Raw genomic sequence first — 15,647 nt, forward strand, 5'->3', positions numbered from 1 at the left:
AAAGCAGGTTGAACAACGGATTAGCGAGCTTCAGTCCCAGGAAAAAACCAAGGCCATGCAGCAGATCCGCGAACTGGCCAAGACTTACGGCCTGTCGGTGGAAGAAGTTCTCGCCAAGGTCGGTGGCGCGGCCCGCAAACCGGTCGAGGCTAAATACGACAACCCGACCAACCCGGAACAAACCTGGAGCGGCCGCGGTCGCAAGCCGGTGTGGGTGCAGGAATACCTGGACAGTGGCAAGACGCTGGAAAGCCTGGAAATCACCAAATGATCGCGCAGTGACGCAAAGTACCTATTTACGATCTCGCGAACGAAGGGGCAATGGCGCAAGACAACGGAATGGACTTATCGAGTAGATAAGCATGTTGAGCGCCATTTCAACGCAGGATCACCCGCGTGCAGCAGATCGTAAACCGGCTCTGACACGCCCCGCCTTGCGGCGGCGTGTTATTTCAGCAGCGGATGGGGTGTCTGGCCAGACCCCTGCCGCAATACTCTCCCCCCGGCCGGTCTTCCCGACTAACTCCCCCTTGCAACCGCGAGTCCGGAGGGTCAGCCCGTCTACCGCGTCCGGGCTGCGGTCGACCAGATCGCCGACGGAATACTGCCGAGCGTTGCCCTCGTCGCCCTCCCGCTGATCGCACCACTTTTCTAGTCATTCGCTAAGAGCCTGTTTACGATCTCCTGGGCAGCAGAGCCCAAAAGGCCCGCTGGTCGAACTGCACACTGATCGTGAGTGTGCGCGTGCAGTTCTTCCACCGCCTTCTGTTCTTCTCTACCCCGCCAAAACGACGCTCAGCGATCCAACGCTGAGGCATGACTTTGTGAGAGTGCCGTTCGCTGCGCCCCTGCTCACCCAGCAAGTCACGTACACCCTGCGCGAACGACTCCCCCACCACGGTCATCCCTGAAGGATTCAGTCAGTTGACCCGCTCTGTGACTGCTCTTGGTGCAGCTGGAAATACTCCTCCAGCTCATCCATCAACTGCGCGGGGTGCGGCAAGATCGCCTTGTGCGGGTGCCCCTTGAGCGCATCCTTGATCGCCGGGCTGCAGGTCTCTTCCAGACCGAGGACGATATCGTTCTGGTGCTTGATGGCGCGGACTTTCCCAAAACGCGCATCGGCGCCGAGAAACAGCAAATCGTAGCGAGCGCCAAAACGTTCGCGAAGGGCCTGTTCCTGCTCGCCGGGCACGCCGATCAACAGGGCTCTCAATTTGCGCGGGCCAGGCATGGTCTTCTGGGAGTTGGCGTTGCGCTCGGCCTGGCTCGAGGGAGGCTGCTTGCCTAGCTTGCCACGCCCTTGGCCAGTCGCGCTGGGGCGCTCACGGTGTGGCGCCGCTACCGGCGCCGTGAACGCGGCGCTGAGCTGCTGGGTCATGGCGTCCAGTCGGGTGCGGATGGCGTCGACCTGGGCGCACAACTCATTGGTGTCGTGTTCCAGCGGTGCCATCTGATTCGCGACGAAGCTGCCCAGTTTCTGCGCAACCTGTAACAGCAGCAGGTCAGAGAACTGGTCCATCGCCGACGTCAGGGCATCGGGTACCGCCGATGGGACACTCGGGGCCGCCTCGATCACCAGCGTAGCGGGGGTGAGGGGCGGTGCACTGCTGGTCGGCGCGGCGTCGGCCGGTGTGGACAGGACGGCCGCATCGGGTGGTAGGGCTTGAGCGGGCGCCGGTGTGGATGCGGCGGACAGGGTCAGCTCCGCCCTGCCCTCATGAGCAGCGTCGAGCTCCGCCGTGGGGTAAGGCAGGGATTGTTGGGGAGGCGTCTCGCTCGCGGCGGCCTCCGCGCGGGGGCGGCGACCGCGACGGCGCGTTGCCTCCGGCGCCGCTGTCGTTTCTTGGCGCAGGGGTGGCGCGCCCTCCATGACCGGGATTTCCTGTTGCACCGGCTGGTCGACCGGTAGGGTGACCAGGTCCTCCGCCTGGCTCAGCGGGATAGGGGTCGCCTCCTGAGGCTCCGGAACGGAGGGACTTAACTTCGCCACCAAGGCCGCCGCGCGGGGAATCGGTTTATCCGCCAAATCATTGGCTTTGTCGGTCCGAATGTACACCTTGCGGTTGCGACCGCCTTTCGCCCCTTGCGGCTGCGGAGCCGGTTGGCTGGTCACGTAGCCTTTTTGTGCGAACTCGACCAGCAAGCGCGAGGTGTAGTCCGGATTCACGCCATATTCGCTCGCCAGGATCTGGCGAATTTGCGACCCTTCCAGCCCCCGCTCTTGGCCGAATCCGATGAGTTCAAGGAGCTGCCAACGGGAAATGGTTTTATGTGGTTGTTTGCGATTCGATGCCATGGCCTAGTGGGCGCCATTGACTGGCCCCTTGATTTCTCATTGAGTGACCCCCTATTTTAGCCTTGCTGGACACTATCCGCGCCAGCGGCCACCCCAGGATGCAACACAACAAAACAGGGAGGAGATCATACATCCGTCCTTCGCCGCGCCGGGCGTCAGGGATGGTGGAAAGGGGTGGCAGTGGGAGCATTGCTTACCCGGACGGTTGACCCAAACCCTTGCTGAAGCACGACCCTTGCCAGCGTTGAACCGCCCTGGGCCGGCTGCCGGGATCGGACCCATGAAGGAGCCGAAAATGGGTATCGGATCGACGTTGGCGGTTGAAAAGGATGAGGGTGCCGAAATCAGTTGGGCCAACACGACTGCCACCAGCGGCGCGGCACACCTTCCCCGTGGCGATACGCCTCGTGGTCAGATGCCGGTACTGGTGCTCTTACCAGCCAAGCGCACGCGCCTCAACCTGATCATTACCAACCAGGGTGGGCCGAGTTAATAGCCAGTGGTTGACCATCTTTTTTGAGAGACTGAGGCACTTCGAAAAACCTCCTTTTTCAAAAAGGCGATTTAACATAATCAACCACTTACGAGACAATTTTTGCTGAAAATCAGGGTTTCGAGTTTCCCACTGCGCTTACTTCAGCAATTGAAGTTCTCTCCGGATGGTTGTGCATTCAGCCTCTGCATCCTGTGCCTGCCTAATCCTGGCATAAAGCTTATCGATCTCACCACTGTCAAATGGTACGCCATGCTCAGCATGCCACTTGGCCATCTCCACCACCAAGTGGCTAAACGGCTTCCAAGTGAGAAACCACCACGTTTCGATTAATGAGCGCCGAAACGCTAATGACAAAAGCAACAGACACATCAGCCCGATGAACAGGCCGGCAAGAATTCCCACAATGTTCAAATCAAGATCCATCATCGTCCTCCTTACCCAAATCAGCGCCGCAGCCAAGCTTGCAGCCGAGGTCGACATAAAGGCACGCACCCGCCTGTATTGGTAAGCAAAACCAGTGCCAAGCATTCCTTATCATGGGATGGCTGGCCGATCATGGTTGTTGCCTCAACCGTCGCCTCACCAGAGGCTCGCCCCCTTTGCATAGGTGCACGCGAATGGTGCATAAACGACCAGAGTTGTGCTCTCTCACGGCTTCGTCACAAAAACCGTTTGGCATACTCGTACCTCACTCCGGCTGAATTCGAACGGTGCCATTCAGTGCTTAGCGCCGCGAATAAAACCTTCTTGCTGCCGAGTGTTAAGAATCCCCATCGGGTCTGGACACTCATTGCTAATGCCGCTATAAAATCATTCTCGTTGAAAGCAGGCCACTTCAACGACCTCCGTATCTCAGTCCTTCCCAAGGAGAATTTGGACATGAACATTGCTACCCTGTCTTATCCCGAACTGCTCGATCTGAAAAAGCAGGTCGAACAACGGATCCACGAAATTCAGGGTCAAGAAAAAACCAAGGCCATGCAGCAGATCCGCGAACTGGCCAAGACTTACGGCCTGTCGGTGGAAGAAGTGCTCGCCAAGGTAAGTGGCACGGCCCGCAAGCCGGTCGAAGCCAAATACGCCAATCCGGCCAACCCGGAACAAACCTGGAGTGGCCGCGGCCGCAAGCCGGTGTGGGTGCAGGAATACCTGGACAGTGGCAAGACGCTGGAAAGCCTGGAAATCACCAAATGATCGCGCAGTGACGCTGACACGCCCCGCCTTGCGGGGCGTTGTTGTTTCAACCGCGGGTGAGGTGTCTGACCAGGCCCCTGCCGCAATGCCCTCCCCTCGGTCGATCTCGCCGACCGATTCCATTCGCCATTCCTTTGTCCGTGATGGATAAAGGCGAACAGACCGGATTTCAGCAAATCAGACCCATGGTTTCGGGGATGGCTGTCTTGTTTCGTCCCATCACTCGATTGAAGGCGCCAAACAGTCTACCCAAGCGGCGGTTCTTCGGCCAAAACTGCTGCAGAGAGGTTCGCTGCGCAACGTCAGCAATCTGTTGGGTAGCTGTCGGTGGCGTTAGGCAAGGGCTGAATGACTGCTTTCCTCAACGACGCGTGACAGCACCCGACCCACTCCGGCCGTTCAAGGCAGCGTTGGTTCAACGGCAGGTATTTGAGTGGAGCAGTCGCAGAGAGTGACTGCTCAGGGGCAGCAGGTCGGCCTAAGCAGACGATGGTCTTTCTCCTTGTTTACGTCCGCTTCCGCCCCACTGCTGCCGGTCGAGCCTTATGAGATTCAAGGTCAGGTATCAAAGTCGAGCAGTCACTTGGTGCACCAGACCGCGGACAGCTGGTCGGCCAGAGCCGGCAGCGATGCACGGACTAGAATACGTCGGCAATGCATCGAGTACGGGACGTAGATCGGGACACAAGAGGAAAACGGCAGCTTTACGCTTCGCCTTGCGGCGTACACGATCCAAGTTGGCCTTTCCTGCGGCATTCCCGTAGGACAGCAATTCTGGGCAAACCTGCTGGCCAGAACGGATCCGCGCATGTCTCGTTACTCGACAGAAAACGCCACTCTTTTGCCCGCACCGAAAACCATGGGCTGATCCGCCGCGCCGGGTTGACCTTCGTTACATCTGCGTTCTCGCGCCTGCGCACCGCTACGACGCGCCGTCCTCCGCGTTCTCCGTTATGGGGCGATGGTGAGTCGTCATTGTTCTTCCCTATGACCGGGCGATGCCGGTGCCGCATACCACTGCTCCCGTGGCACAACCTTTGGTACGTCAGGATCGCCCTCGTAGGCAGGAGTCATGATCTGCACTCCGTACTCGTTGAAGAGATCGAGGATGTGCCGGTGCAGGTCTGCATAGGTCTGGGCGATCACATGTGGGTCACGGATATAGACATTCAGTTCGTAAGTGACCGCAAAATCCCCCAGCTTGATCAGCAGGATGAACGGCTGCGGCTCACTGAGCACCCCCGAAGTTCGCTCTGCGGCCGCGCGCAGCATCGCCTCCACCTGTCGCCAGGGGGTCTCGTACCCGATTCCGACCGTGGTATGGAGGATCAATCCCTGGGTGCCGGCCATGGAGCTGAAGTTTGTGACCTCGCCGTTAAGGATCTGGGAATTGGGAATCGTGACCTCTTCGTTCTTGATCGTCCGCAGATGGGTCACTTGGAGGCGGATGGCGATTACCTCGCCGGTCACGTCCCCCACCTTCACCCGGTCGCCGACCTTGAACACCCTTCGATACGTCATCAGGTAGCCGGCGATGAGATTCGAAATCGCAGTCGAGGAGCCGAGCGACAACACTAGGCCGATGAAGATCGAAATCCCTTTGAAAGCAGCGGACTCGGAGCCGGGGATGTACGGGTACGCAACGACAAGCGCGAAGGCCAGGATCAGGATCCGAACAAGCTTGTAGGTGGGAAGGGCCCATTCCGGCTCGAATTGGGCAAAGGTGACGCGCTTCTGCCCCACCGCGTCGAAGAAGCGCTGGAGCCGGCGCAGGACAAACCGGGACAGATAGTAGATGATGGCCAGAATGAGAATGTCCGGGATACTGGCGCCCACGGATTTCCCCATGTGCTCGACCGCGCCAGCGGCGAGGGCGAACAGGCCGTTGGAGATGAAGCGGGTCCAGGGAAAGAGCGCAAGTACGTAATGCAGGTAGGCATACGCTGACACAATGATGGTCGCGACGCCAATCACAACCATCAGGCCATGAAATGCCTTCCAGATAGTCTCGGAACGGAGGATCTCAAAAGACTGGATGCCGACGGCGTGGACCCGACTCTTCAGAAGTCGGGAGAGCGCTTTGTCCAACCACCGGTTGAGCACGAGCAGAACTACGATCCATAGCACTAGCAGGGCCGTGGCTCCTGCGCCATACAGCCCCGCCTTGAACAGGGCGTCGCTTCTACGGGACTGCCGGTATTCGTCGATGGCCCGTTGGATTCGCATCAGATGCAATGTGGCGAGATGGTCGCGGCTCGTGTGTTCCAACTGGGCATCCGCTTCGCTCACGATCATCAACGTAGCTTCCCCGGCCATGATAATCGTGACGTTCTCGACAACTTCAGTGCTCAACTCGTTGCTCGGGAATGAGGGGTTCGCCGCTACCTTTTCGATTCTTCCCCTAATGGCCTCGGCGCGCTGCTCGGCGGGAAACGACGAAACCCCTCGGACTGTGAACAGGAGCTGACCGTCGATCTCGACCGGGGCCGTTTCCAGCACCGACTCAAGGAGGGGGGCCGTTTCCGGGCGCACCTCCTCACTTGCAGCCTGAAGCGGAGCCGCCAGCATCATGAACAACACCGCAAGAACGAGAATCCTGAGAGTCATTGCACCCTCTCCTGCCAATGAAGCCGTCATCGTGCCGCCGTACAAGGCGTCTGCTCGGCCTATCTTTGCCGGAAGAACAACGCGCCGATGTTCGTGCTGCCCATGACGCGACCCAATTCCTCTTTAGCAAAGCCTTCGTGATCCTGCGAAGTGGATGAGACGACTCGCTTCCCGATAGCGTCCGCTATCGGGTTGGAGCTGTCGGTTGAATGTCCGTCCAGGCACGGGAGCGAATGACTGAAGATGGCCGGAAGCGGATACTGGCAACTTTGCATAGCTACGTCCGATTTGGCCGAAAACCAGCCTAATGCCGAAGCAAACCAGAGCCCCTTCCCGCTACTCCGGCAAGTGAGGTAAAGCGTGCACGGTTCTGGGGGCTGCCTAGGTGCCTCCCACAGCACGCCAGTTCCCACGCAGCAAACCAGCAGCGCCTGGGCGTAGCACGCGACCGCAAATGGTAGGTTGTCGGTAAGCCGTTCGCCCATGACGTGGAAACCCTGCCGGACGCCGAGGAGCCCACTGCCAAGCGCAGTGAACGGCACCGCTTCGCGGTGAGAGGCCGCAGCGTTGGAGGGAATGTTTATTCGCCTGGCTGGAGCCTTGCCGGCGCCTGTAGCAGCACTGCGAGCGGAAACGCAATACCCGCTTGCAGTGCATCCCCTTGGCTTCCTCGTTCCGCTATTCAAAAGATCGTGAACCGGCGCCAAGCAGTGTGGCTTGAAGTTAGGATGGCCGCAGGGCAATGTAGCCATATTAGCTACATTCGTAGCCAAAAAGGCTGCATGATGAACTTGCTTGATACCTTGTTCGGCCTCCAGCGCCAGCGCGCGCTAGGCTGGCTGCTGCTGCATCCGGATAGTGCCTTGCATGTGCGCGAGCTGGCGCGCCTGACCGGCACCAGTGCCGGCTCGCTGCATAGGGAGTTGGCCAAGCTGGCCGAGGCCGGTCTGCTGACCCGTAGCGAGCGGGGCAATCAGGTGCTGTACCAAGCCAACCGTGCCTGCCCGGTGTTTGCCGAGCTGGCCAGCCTGTTTCGCAAGACGGGCGGCGTCGCCGATGTGCTGCGCGCAGCATTAGCCCCACTGACTGGCCAGATTGAACTGGCCCTGGTCTTCGGCTCGATTGCGCGCGGCGAGGAAACGGCCCATTCGGACGTGGATGTGCTGGTGGTTGGCCAGGCCAGTTTTGCCGAGGTGGTGACCGCACTGTATCGCTGCCAGGAAACCCTGGGGCGCGACATCAACCCGGTGGTGTATAGCTCGGCCGAATGGCAGGCGCGGCAGGCCAGAGGCGAACCCTTTGTGCGGGACATCCTGTCTCGCCCGACCCTGCTGTTATTCGGAAAGCGGAATGACGCTGCTGGGCCATCGGCAGGCAATCCCCCAGCGGGTACGCCAGGCGCCTGACCAGGTTGGCATTGCCAAGCGGCTGCACGCCGCCGCGCGCAATTTGACCGACGCCCGACTGGCGGCGTTGAGCGATGACCACCGCTTCGATGCTGCCGACAAGACCCTCATGCAATGCGCCATGGCGGCGCGGTGGGCTCATGGCTACCGCACGGCGACCAGCCAGCCCGGCCATCATCAAACCGCCATCCAGACCCTGCCCAACACGATGGGCATTCCGGCCCCGACGGTCATCGTCCTGGATGCCCTGCGCCAGCAGTGCAACGTCAACGACGATGAGGGCGACCCGGTGTCCGACGCGGCCCTGGCGAGCTGCCTCGATGAGGCCGCCAAGCTGATGGCGCCTACCCGGCATTGGCTGGCCACTGAACACCCGGGACTTGCCGAGTCGCGCCTGTGCAACGTGAACCCGTCGTCATGACACCACCCTGCCTGCCGCCAACCCCGGCGTCGATACCGGGTTCATGGGGAAGACCTCGCGGGATGCTCTGCCGTAACGCCGCTTGACTCCGCCAGCGGCAAGACCGGGCGCCGTGTCAGGCGAGTGCCGCCAGCCGGCCCAGCCTCATGCCACTCACGCCCAGTGTCCCACTCGACAGCAGCCCCTCTTCCACGACCGCGCCCCGTGGGTCTCGCTGGGACGGCAGCGCTTCGAAGCAGCCGACTGCGCCTCTCCAGCACCACAACCCCGCCTGTTCTGCGGGTTTACAAGGTGGATACCTTTGGCAGCGGCCATCCCCATTACGGTTACCACTCCGCCCCTTGCACTCAATGCCGTTTCGGCGCTGCAGGGACGGGCCGCTAACAGGAGGATTGCCTGACGGCACACTTCCCGGCACACTGATCAGACTGAGCCGCGGCTCAGCCATGACAATGCACAACGACACAACGCAAAGGGAATAGCAGCAATGGCAACCGGTACCGTGAAGTGGTTCAACGACGCAAAAGGTTTCGGCTTCATCACCCCGGACGGCGGTGGTGAGGACCTGTTCGCGCACTTCTCCGCGATCAACGCGAACGGCTTCAAGTCGCTGCAGGAAGGCCAGAAGGTCAGCTTCGACGTCACCACCGGCCCGAAGGGCAAGCAGGCATCCAACATCCAGCCGCTGTAAGGTGGGGTAGGTCCGCATGGAAAAACCCGGCTCAGGCCGGGTTTTTGTTATTCCATAACGGAACTGGGGAGCGCAGACGCCCGGTCACCCAGCCCCGCCCCCACTCAAGGACGAGCGCTGATTCGCCCCACCGTCGCAATGGCCGCGTCCTTACCGGCAGCGGGAGCCCCGCTCGCGACAACCCAGCCCGACCCGTCCGCCACGGCAGACTCAAGCCGGATTTCCGTGGTTTTCCGACATCATTATGTTACCTATTCTTTGTGCGATGCAGTAACGCCGGGCGCCGATTGTTGCACTACCTCCCATAGCAGTGCCTTCAGCCAAATTCAAATGTCAGCGCAGGACGACGTACGGTTTGTGTAGGGTCCAGTTGTTTCTTGGCTGCCCGCGCGCCGGCGCCCTGGGCGCTGACACGGTGCTACGCTTAAGTATGAACAGATGGAGGTTCGTATGGCGCTGACCGCGCACTGGGAACACTTCCTGCACGACGCAGATGTTGGCGTGCGTGGTATTGGATCGAGCGCCGAGATTGCATTCGAGCAGGCCGCAGTCGCGTTAACGGCCATCGTGACTGAGGTCGAGCACGTGCGAGCGAACGAGGTGGTGGAGATTGCATGCCAAGCTCCAGACCTCGAATTGCTGCTAGTGGAATGGCTAAACCGTATCATCTATGAGATGGCGGTACGGAAGATGCTCTTTTGTTTGTTCCGCGTGACGCTGCAGGCTGGCGGGCTCTCCGCTGCAATAGGTGGAGAACCCATCGATATTTCCAGGCACCAACCAGCAGTGGAGCCCAAGGGGGCCACCTATACGGCGCTCAGCGTAAGGCAGGATTCAGACGGTTCGTGGCTGGCGCAATGCGTAATCGATGTCTAGTGGCCAAGACGCTGGAGGATGCGGACCATGGAATCGGCTAGCTTGACCCGCCATGGCGAATATGAGTGGCATATTGCCCCAGAGCGCGGAATGCGCGTACCCGGCGTTATTTTTGCAGACAGTCGCCTCATCCAGGGTATGGACGACAAGGTCTGTCAGCAAGTTTGCAACGTAGCCAAGCTGCCGGGAATCGTTGGCGCTTCGTTTGCCATGCCAGATGCGCATTGGGGCTACGGATTCCCAATCGGCGGTGTCGCAGCATTCGACCCCGACGAGGGCGGCGTCGTCTCGGCCGGCGGCGTTGGCTTTGATATTTCCTGCGGCGTAAGAACTTTGCGCACCGGGCTCGACCGCGAAGCGCTTGAAGGCGTCAAAGCCCGGCTGGCCGATGCCCTCTATGCGGCAATACCAGCTGGCGTAGGCAGCACCGGCCTAGTCCATCTCTCGCACGGTGACATGCATGACATGCTGATGGGGGGTGCACAGTGGGCCGTGGCACAGGGCTACGGGGCGGATGAGGACCTGGAGTACATCGAGGAGCGAGGGATAATGTCGGATGCCAAGCCAACTGCGGTGTCGGCATTTGCAAAGCGCCGCCAGCAAGACGAGATGGGCACCCTTGGTTCGGGCAACCACTACTTGGAGGTCCAGGAAGTCGCCGAGGTCTTCCTCCCTGATATTGCGAGAGGATTCGGTCTGGAGCTAGGGAAAATTGTCGTCTCGCTTCACTGCGGCTCGCGAGGCCTTGGCCATCAAATTGGCACCGAATTCCTTAAGGAAATGGTGATTGCTGCAAACAGTTTCGGCATCATTTTGCCGGACCGCGAACTTGCGTGCGCGCCTATCCAGTCTGAACTTGGTGAGCGTTATCTGGGCGCGATGCGTGCAGCCATTAACTGTGCCTTGGCCAACCGACAGATTCTTACGCATCTCACACGGAAGGCGTTCGCCAAGGTGCTGCCGCAGGCCGAGCTCTCGCTCTTGTATGACGTATCTCACAATACCTGCAAGGCCGAGGAACACTTCGTCGATGGCCGCAAGCGATTGCTCTTCGTTCACCGCAAGGGCGCCACCCGGGCTTTCGGTCCCGGTCATCCAGACCTGCCGGATGCGTACAAAGACCTGGGGCAGCCTGTACTAATCGGTGGCAGCATGGGCACCGAATCATATGTGCTAGCCGGTGTCAGCAAGATGCCAGGCTTCGAGCAGGCATTCAGTTCCGCATGCCATGGTGCGGGGCGTCAGATGAGTCGTACCGAAGCCCGTAGGAACTGGCAGGGGAGGACCGTTGTCGACACACTCGCCAGGCGCGGCATCCTCGTGCGAAGCCCTTCCATGCGGGGCGTGGCGGAGGAGGCCCCAGACGCCTATAAGTCGGTCGCTAACGTCGTCAATTCCGCACAATCTGCGGGGCTGGCACGCAAGGTGGCAAGGTTACTTCCGGTCATCTGCATAAAGGGTTGACCCGACTGCCCACTAGTCGTTAGTCGACAAGTGAACGAGCAGCAATTGACCGGTAAATAACCCCAATGTCGGTGCTGGCGGACGTCAGGTCGAGCGGCACTTGGCGAGTAGAACGCGCCTCTAAGGTGGGTTTTTTATGGGCATCCGGAATCTAGTGTGTAACGCCCCTCATCATGTCGAACTCTGCCATAGCCCTTCCATGGTTCCTGAAACCAGCTCACTGCATCGGCTTGTTTCGTCTGGTAGACCTTTTCCTAGTGTTCTTTCTGGCTTTGCATGACCTTTCTCCGTGTTGCCGAATAACCCGTTCATGAACATGGCCTTTAACAAAAAACTGAGAACCAAACCCATTGAGGGCGTGCGATGTGACCTCATCGTGCGTCTTTGGGTCTGCCTCCCTTTGGCCAGTCATGAATTCTGGCAGGGTAATCCGGCCGCGGCTGCTGAGTGACATACCATGCAAGGTCCACGGCTTCTTGTGCGCTGAGCGAGCCACCCCGGCCCAGGGGCATGTTGTGCTTGATGAAGGCAGCGGCCGTGTATAGGCGAGCCATGCCGGCACCTACGTTGAAAGAGTCTGGCCCCCAGACGGGAGGAAAGACATAGCCACCTTGTGGGTTAGTCGTACCTTGTCCAACCGAGCCGTGACATGCGGCGCATTGGCTTGCGTAAAGGGCGGCACCACGCGCGTGATCCGGATTAAGAGAGGCGTCAATTTTCTCGAAGCCCCGCCCTGTCACGCTGGTGCCAGTGGGCACTCCGGTGGAAAGCCATTTCATATAAGCCATGATGGCGTTCATTTCCGTAGAATCGAATGCCAGTGGTTTGCCATTCATGGAGCGTTGAAAGCAGTCGTTGATCCGCTCTTGCAAAGAAATCAGCTTGCCATTACGCGACCGGTACTCAGGGAATACACCAGTCAGCCCCACCCAAGGCGAGGCATAGGCGACCGTGCCCCCGCTCAAATGACAGCTGGAACAGTTTAGGCCGTTGCCCACATTGTTCGGCAACATTCTGCGAGTATTACTGAGCAAGGCTCTGCCGTATTTGATGGCATCGCCCACCGGCCCCTTGGGAAGGGTCGCCTCATTCGGAACGGTCAGAACAGCACCACTTGATTGGGCCATGGCCGGGGCGACTGATCCCGCTATCAACAAAGCACCAGACAGATAGGTGAACCACTTCATTGGCATTCTCCTCCATCTATAGCTGTTACTGTATTACAGCCACAGCGCTTTGAAGAGCATCCCTCCAGCGACCAGCGCCACCAGCGATGCGAAGCCCAACTGCACTTGAGCAGGCGACATCCGGTGAATGAGGAGGCGTCCGCCGAGCATGCCGACAGCGGCAGCGAGAACGAAGCCAACCCCTTCCTTGAGCGGGATGGTGGCACCGTGCATCAAGGTGGATGCGACGGCAGAACTCCCTACTAGGGCGATCACCAACAGCGAGGTCGCCACGATGGCATGCATGCTCAGGTTGGTTAGTCGCCGCAACGCCGGTACGATCACGAACCCGCCACCAACCCCCAACAACCCGCTCAAGAAACCGGTAAACGCGCCAACGCCGGCGATTGCTGCCAGGGTGATCGGTGTCCAGTGCAAGCGGCCGGTTGCCGGGTTGAGCGTGCACGGAGCCGCCCTCGTCTGCACTTCGGGTTGCCCACTATTGCGGCTGCTACGGTAGGCACGGGCAGCCACAATCAACATCGCCCCGGCGAACAGCACGGAAAGTAGCCGTCCCGGTACATGCTGAGCAATCACTGCGCCGAAGGCCGTAAACGGAGCGCCTGCCAGCGCCATCAATAGGGCCGCCCGGTAGCGCACCAATCCCTTGAATAACCCCTCTACGGCACCGACAGCCGCACCAATGGCGACGGCCAGCAATGCTAACGGAGCCGCCTGCTGAACTTCCCAGCCAAGGCCTGCCATCAACGCCGGTATGGCAAGGATGCCTCCTCCGGCACCTGTCAGACCCAGCACGACGCCCACCGCAGCACCAAGCAGCACGACGATCAGCATGACGTCCTCGCTGCATGCGCCTTGGCCTGATGGCGGCGTTCGAGTACCTCGAACAGTGCCATGCCGAACAGCATGGCCAGCACAAACAGCACGCCCTTGCCTTCACCCGCACCGACCAAGACGAGGGCCGGGCCCGGGCAAATGCCGGCCAGTCCCCAGCCGATACCGAACAGCACGCTGCCCAGCATTAGGCGGCGGTCGATCTTGCGGTTGCTTGGCAGTTGCATCGGCAGGCCAAGCAGTGAACGCGTGCGCCGCTTGGCCAGCGTGAAGGCACCGAGTCCAAGCGCAATTGCGCCTCCCATCACCAGCGCCAGCGACGGGTCCCAGGCGCCAGCCAGATCGAGAAATCCAAGCACCTTGGCTGGGTTGGCCATGCCGGCCAGGATCAACCCCACGCCGAACAGCAGTCCGGCCAGCCAGGAAAACAGTACGGCCATCATTTTCTCTCCTTAGGCAATCAGATGACGCACGATAAAGACCGTCGCAAAGCCGCTCGCCATGAACGCGAGCGTCGCGACCAGCGAGCGTGGCGACAGCCGCGACAGGCCACACACGCCATGGCCGCTGGTACAGCCGGCACCGTAGCGGGTGCCAAGCCCCACCAGCACCCCGGCCACGATCAGTAGCGTGATGCTGGCGTCGATTCGGCGTGCAGGCAGAACGGCAACCAGCGAGTACGCCAGTGGTGCCAGCACGAGGCCGAACACAAAAGCAAGGCGCCAACCCACCTCGCCCCGACTGGGGCGCAGCAAGCCGCCGACAATGCCGCTGATGCCGGCAATGCGGCCGTTACACAGCACAAACAACGCTGCGGCCAGGCCAATCAGCAATCCGCCGGCGAGCGACGTCCACGGGGTGAAATGACTCCAGTCGATATGCATAGTGGGTTCCTTAATCTTTCGGGCAAAACAGCGCGTACAAGGTGCCAAGCAGGGCGAGCACCTTGTCGTCGGCGACCGCATAGAAGATACGCTTGCCCTCGCGCCGGGTGCTGACCAGCCCTTCGTTGCGCAACACGCCAAGCTGCTGCGACAGCGTCGGCTGATGAATCCCCAGTAATGCTTCCAGCTCGCTGACCGAGCGCTCGCCCTGACTGAGCTGGCAGAGCAACAACAGGCGGTCCGCGTGGGCGAGGGTTCGCAGCAATGCGGTCGCATCACCGGCCGCGGCACGCAGCCGGTCGATGGCAATGACTGGGGCGGTAGGGGTCATTGGTGCGTCCTGTTGATCGAGATCAATTTCATTATATTTGCAGACATTATGTTTATCAATATAATGAAATCACCCCATCAGGAGAGCAGAGCATGCAAGGCCAGATCGAAAGCTTCTACGACCCGACTACCGGAACCGTGACTCACATTGTGTTCGACCAGCGCGGCGGGCATGCCGCCGTGATTGACCCGGTGCTCGACTATGACCCCAAGTCAGGACGTACGCGCACCGCTTCGGCCGACCAAGTGCTCTCCTATCTGCAAGCCAATGCGCTGTCTTTGGCATGGATCCTCGAGACGCATGCCCATGCCGATCATTTGTCGGCGGCGCGTTACCTGAAACAGCAGGCCGGGGGGCACATCGCCATCGGCGCACATATCCGTGAGGTCCAGCAGGTATTCAAGCAGCTGTTCAATCTCGAGGCCGGTTTTCTGCCGGACGGTTCACAGTTTGACCATCTGTTCGAAAACGGAGAGACATTTGCCATTGGCGCCCTGGAAGCTAAGGCCTGGTACGTTCCCGGCCATACCCCGGCCGATATGGCCTATCAGCTTGGTGACGCGGTGTTTGTCGGCGATACCCTGTTCATGCCCGATGTCGGCACCGCGCGCTGCGATTTTCCCGGCGGCGATGCACACCTCCTCTATCGTTCGATCCGCGCCCTGCTGAATTTGCCCGAGCAGACACGGCTGTTCATGTGCCACGACTATCCGCCGAACGGACGGGCGCCGGCCTGGGTCAGCACGGTGGCAGAGCAGCGCCGCAATAACATTCACATCCATGATGGGATCACTGAAGCCATGTTTGTGGGCATGCGTCAGGCGCGCGACGCTACGCTCGACATGCCGGCACTGATCCTGCCTTCGGTGCAGATCAATATCCGTGCCGGAGCCCTGCCGCCGGCCGAAGCCAACGGGGTGTCCTATTTGAAGATTCCGCTCAACGCCCTATGAGGGC

Annotated in this window: 17 protein-coding genes; 9 read left to right on the forward strand and 8 right to left on the reverse strand. The window is 60.2% G+C overall.

The genetic code is table 11. The features are described from left to right. Positions 1 to 55 precede the first annotated feature (55 nt). Positions 56 to 271 (forward strand): H-NS histone family protein, encoded by a 216-nt coding sequence (locus QU481_RS09450; protein ID WP_435382730.1) that lies wholly within the window; start codon positions 56 to 58, stop codon positions 269 to 271. Positions 272 to 916: 645 nt separating this feature from the next. Here QU481_RS09450 and QU481_RS09460 read toward each other — a convergent pair. Beyond that, positions 917 to 2,170: a hypothetical protein gene (locus QU481_RS09460; RefSeq protein ID WP_289829707.1), complete on the reverse strand. Its 1,254-nt coding sequence runs from the start codon at positions 2,168 to 2,170 to the stop codon at positions 917 to 919. 409 nt (positions 2,171 to 2,579) lie between these two features. Here QU481_RS09460 and QU481_RS09465 point away from each other — a divergent pair, with 409 nt between their 5' ends. Further along, entirely contained in the window at positions 2,580 to 2,792 is a 213-nt protein-coding gene (locus tag QU481_RS09465) for a hypothetical protein (protein WP_289829708.1), read from the forward strand. Positions 2,793 to 2,930: 138 nt separating this feature from the next. On the opposite strand, the gene QU481_RS09470 is transcribed toward QU481_RS09465, so the two are convergent. Next, entirely contained in the window at positions 2,931 to 3,323 is a 393-nt protein-coding gene (locus QU481_RS09470) for a hypothetical protein (protein WP_289829709.1), read from the reverse strand. A 351-nt stretch (positions 3,324 to 3,674) separates the two neighbouring features. Between QU481_RS09470 and QU481_RS09475 the strand changes: the two genes are divergently transcribed. Continuing rightward, complete coding sequence (locus QU481_RS09475) at positions 3,675 to 3,989, forward strand: H-NS histone family protein (RefSeq protein ID WP_289829710.1); 315 nt, start codon at positions 3,675 to 3,677, stop codon at positions 3,987 to 3,989. 972 nt (positions 3,990 to 4,961) lie between these two features. Here QU481_RS09475 and QU481_RS09480 read toward each other — a convergent pair. Further along, positions 4,962 to 6,596 carry a mechanosensitive ion channel family protein gene (locus QU481_RS09480; protein ID WP_289829711.1) on the reverse strand — a complete coding sequence of 545 codons (1,635 nt, stop codon included), beginning with the start codon at positions 6,594 to 6,596 and terminating at the stop codon, positions 4,962 to 4,964. A gap of 782 nt (positions 6,597 to 7,378) precedes the next feature. Here QU481_RS09480 and QU481_RS09485 point away from each other — a divergent pair. The 5 genes from QU481_RS09485 (at position 7,379) to QU481_RS09505 (ending at position 11,454) form a co-directional block, all read left to right on the forward strand. Then, a complete protein-coding gene (locus QU481_RS09485; RefSeq protein WP_289829712.1) occupies positions 7,379 to 8,002 on the forward strand; it encodes a MarR family transcriptional regulator in 624 nt (207 codons plus the stop codon). Then, the gene (locus tag QU481_RS09490; RefSeq protein WP_289829713.1) at positions 7,947 to 8,423 is read left to right on the forward strand and encodes a DNA-binding protein; all 477 of its coding nucleotides are present in this window, start codon (positions 7,947 to 7,949) and stop codon (positions 8,421 to 8,423) included. Before QU481_RS09485 ends, QU481_RS09490 begins: the two co-directional genes overlap by 56 nt. A gap of 487 nt (positions 8,424 to 8,910) precedes the next feature. After that, positions 8,911 to 9,114, forward strand: a complete 204-nt coding sequence (locus QU481_RS09495; RefSeq protein ID WP_289829714.1) for a cold-shock protein — start codon at positions 8,911 to 8,913, stop codon at positions 9,112 to 9,114. A 450-nt stretch (positions 9,115 to 9,564) separates the two neighbouring features. Beyond that, entirely contained in the window at positions 9,565 to 9,990 is a 426-nt protein-coding gene (locus QU481_RS09500) for an archease (RefSeq protein WP_289829715.1), read from the forward strand. A gap of 27 nt (positions 9,991 to 10,017) precedes the next feature. Then, positions 10,018 to 11,454 (forward strand): RtcB family protein, encoded by a 1,437-nt coding sequence (locus QU481_RS09505; RefSeq protein ID WP_289829716.1) that lies wholly within the window; start codon positions 10,018 to 10,020, stop codon positions 11,452 to 11,454. 371 nt (positions 11,455 to 11,825) lie between these two features. Here QU481_RS09505 and QU481_RS09510 read toward each other — a convergent pair whose 3' ends face one another. Genes QU481_RS09510 through QU481_RS09530 form a run of 5 tightly spaced genes read right to left on the reverse strand, consistent with a single transcriptional unit; the run spans position 11,826 to position 14,690 of the window. Further along, positions 11,826 to 12,641: a c-type cytochrome gene (locus QU481_RS09510; RefSeq protein ID WP_289829717.1), complete on the reverse strand. Its 816-nt coding sequence runs from the start codon at positions 12,639 to 12,641 to the stop codon at positions 11,826 to 11,828. Between the two features lie 33 nt (positions 12,642 to 12,674). Further along, a complete protein-coding gene (locus QU481_RS09515) occupies positions 12,675 to 13,475 on the reverse strand; it encodes a sulfite exporter TauE/SafE family protein (RefSeq protein ID WP_289829718.1) in 801 nt (266 codons plus the stop codon). Then, positions 13,469 to 13,918, reverse strand: a complete 450-nt coding sequence (locus QU481_RS09520) for a YeeE/YedE family protein (protein WP_289829719.1) — start codon at positions 13,916 to 13,918, stop codon at positions 13,469 to 13,471. Before QU481_RS09520 ends, QU481_RS09515 begins: the two co-directional genes overlap by 7 nt. Before the next feature lie 9 nt (positions 13,919 to 13,927). Next, positions 13,928 to 14,359 carry a YeeE/YedE family protein gene (locus QU481_RS09525; RefSeq protein ID WP_289829720.1) on the reverse strand — a complete coding sequence of 144 codons (432 nt, stop codon included), beginning with the start codon at positions 14,357 to 14,359 and terminating at the stop codon, positions 13,928 to 13,930. Positions 14,360 to 14,369: 10 nt separating this feature from the next. Then, positions 14,370 to 14,690, reverse strand: coding sequence for an ArsR/SmtB family transcription factor (locus QU481_RS09530; protein ID WP_289829721.1), 321 nt, complete (start codon positions 14,688 to 14,690; stop codon positions 14,370 to 14,372). A 2-nt stretch (positions 14,691 to 14,692) separates the two neighbouring features. On the opposite strand from QU481_RS09530, the gene QU481_RS09535 reads away from it, so the two are divergent. Continuing rightward, positions 14,693 to 15,643, forward strand: coding sequence for an MBL fold metallo-hydrolase (locus tag QU481_RS09535; RefSeq protein ID WP_435382731.1), 951 nt, complete (start codon positions 14,693 to 14,695; stop codon positions 15,641 to 15,643). The last annotated feature ends 4 nt before the right edge of the window (positions 15,644 to 15,647 follow it).

Source organism: Crenobacter oryzisoli, assembly GCF_030385785.1.
GTDB classification, from domain to species: Bacteria; Pseudomonadota; Gammaproteobacteria; order Burkholderiales; family Chromobacteriaceae; genus Crenobacter_A; species Crenobacter_A oryzisoli.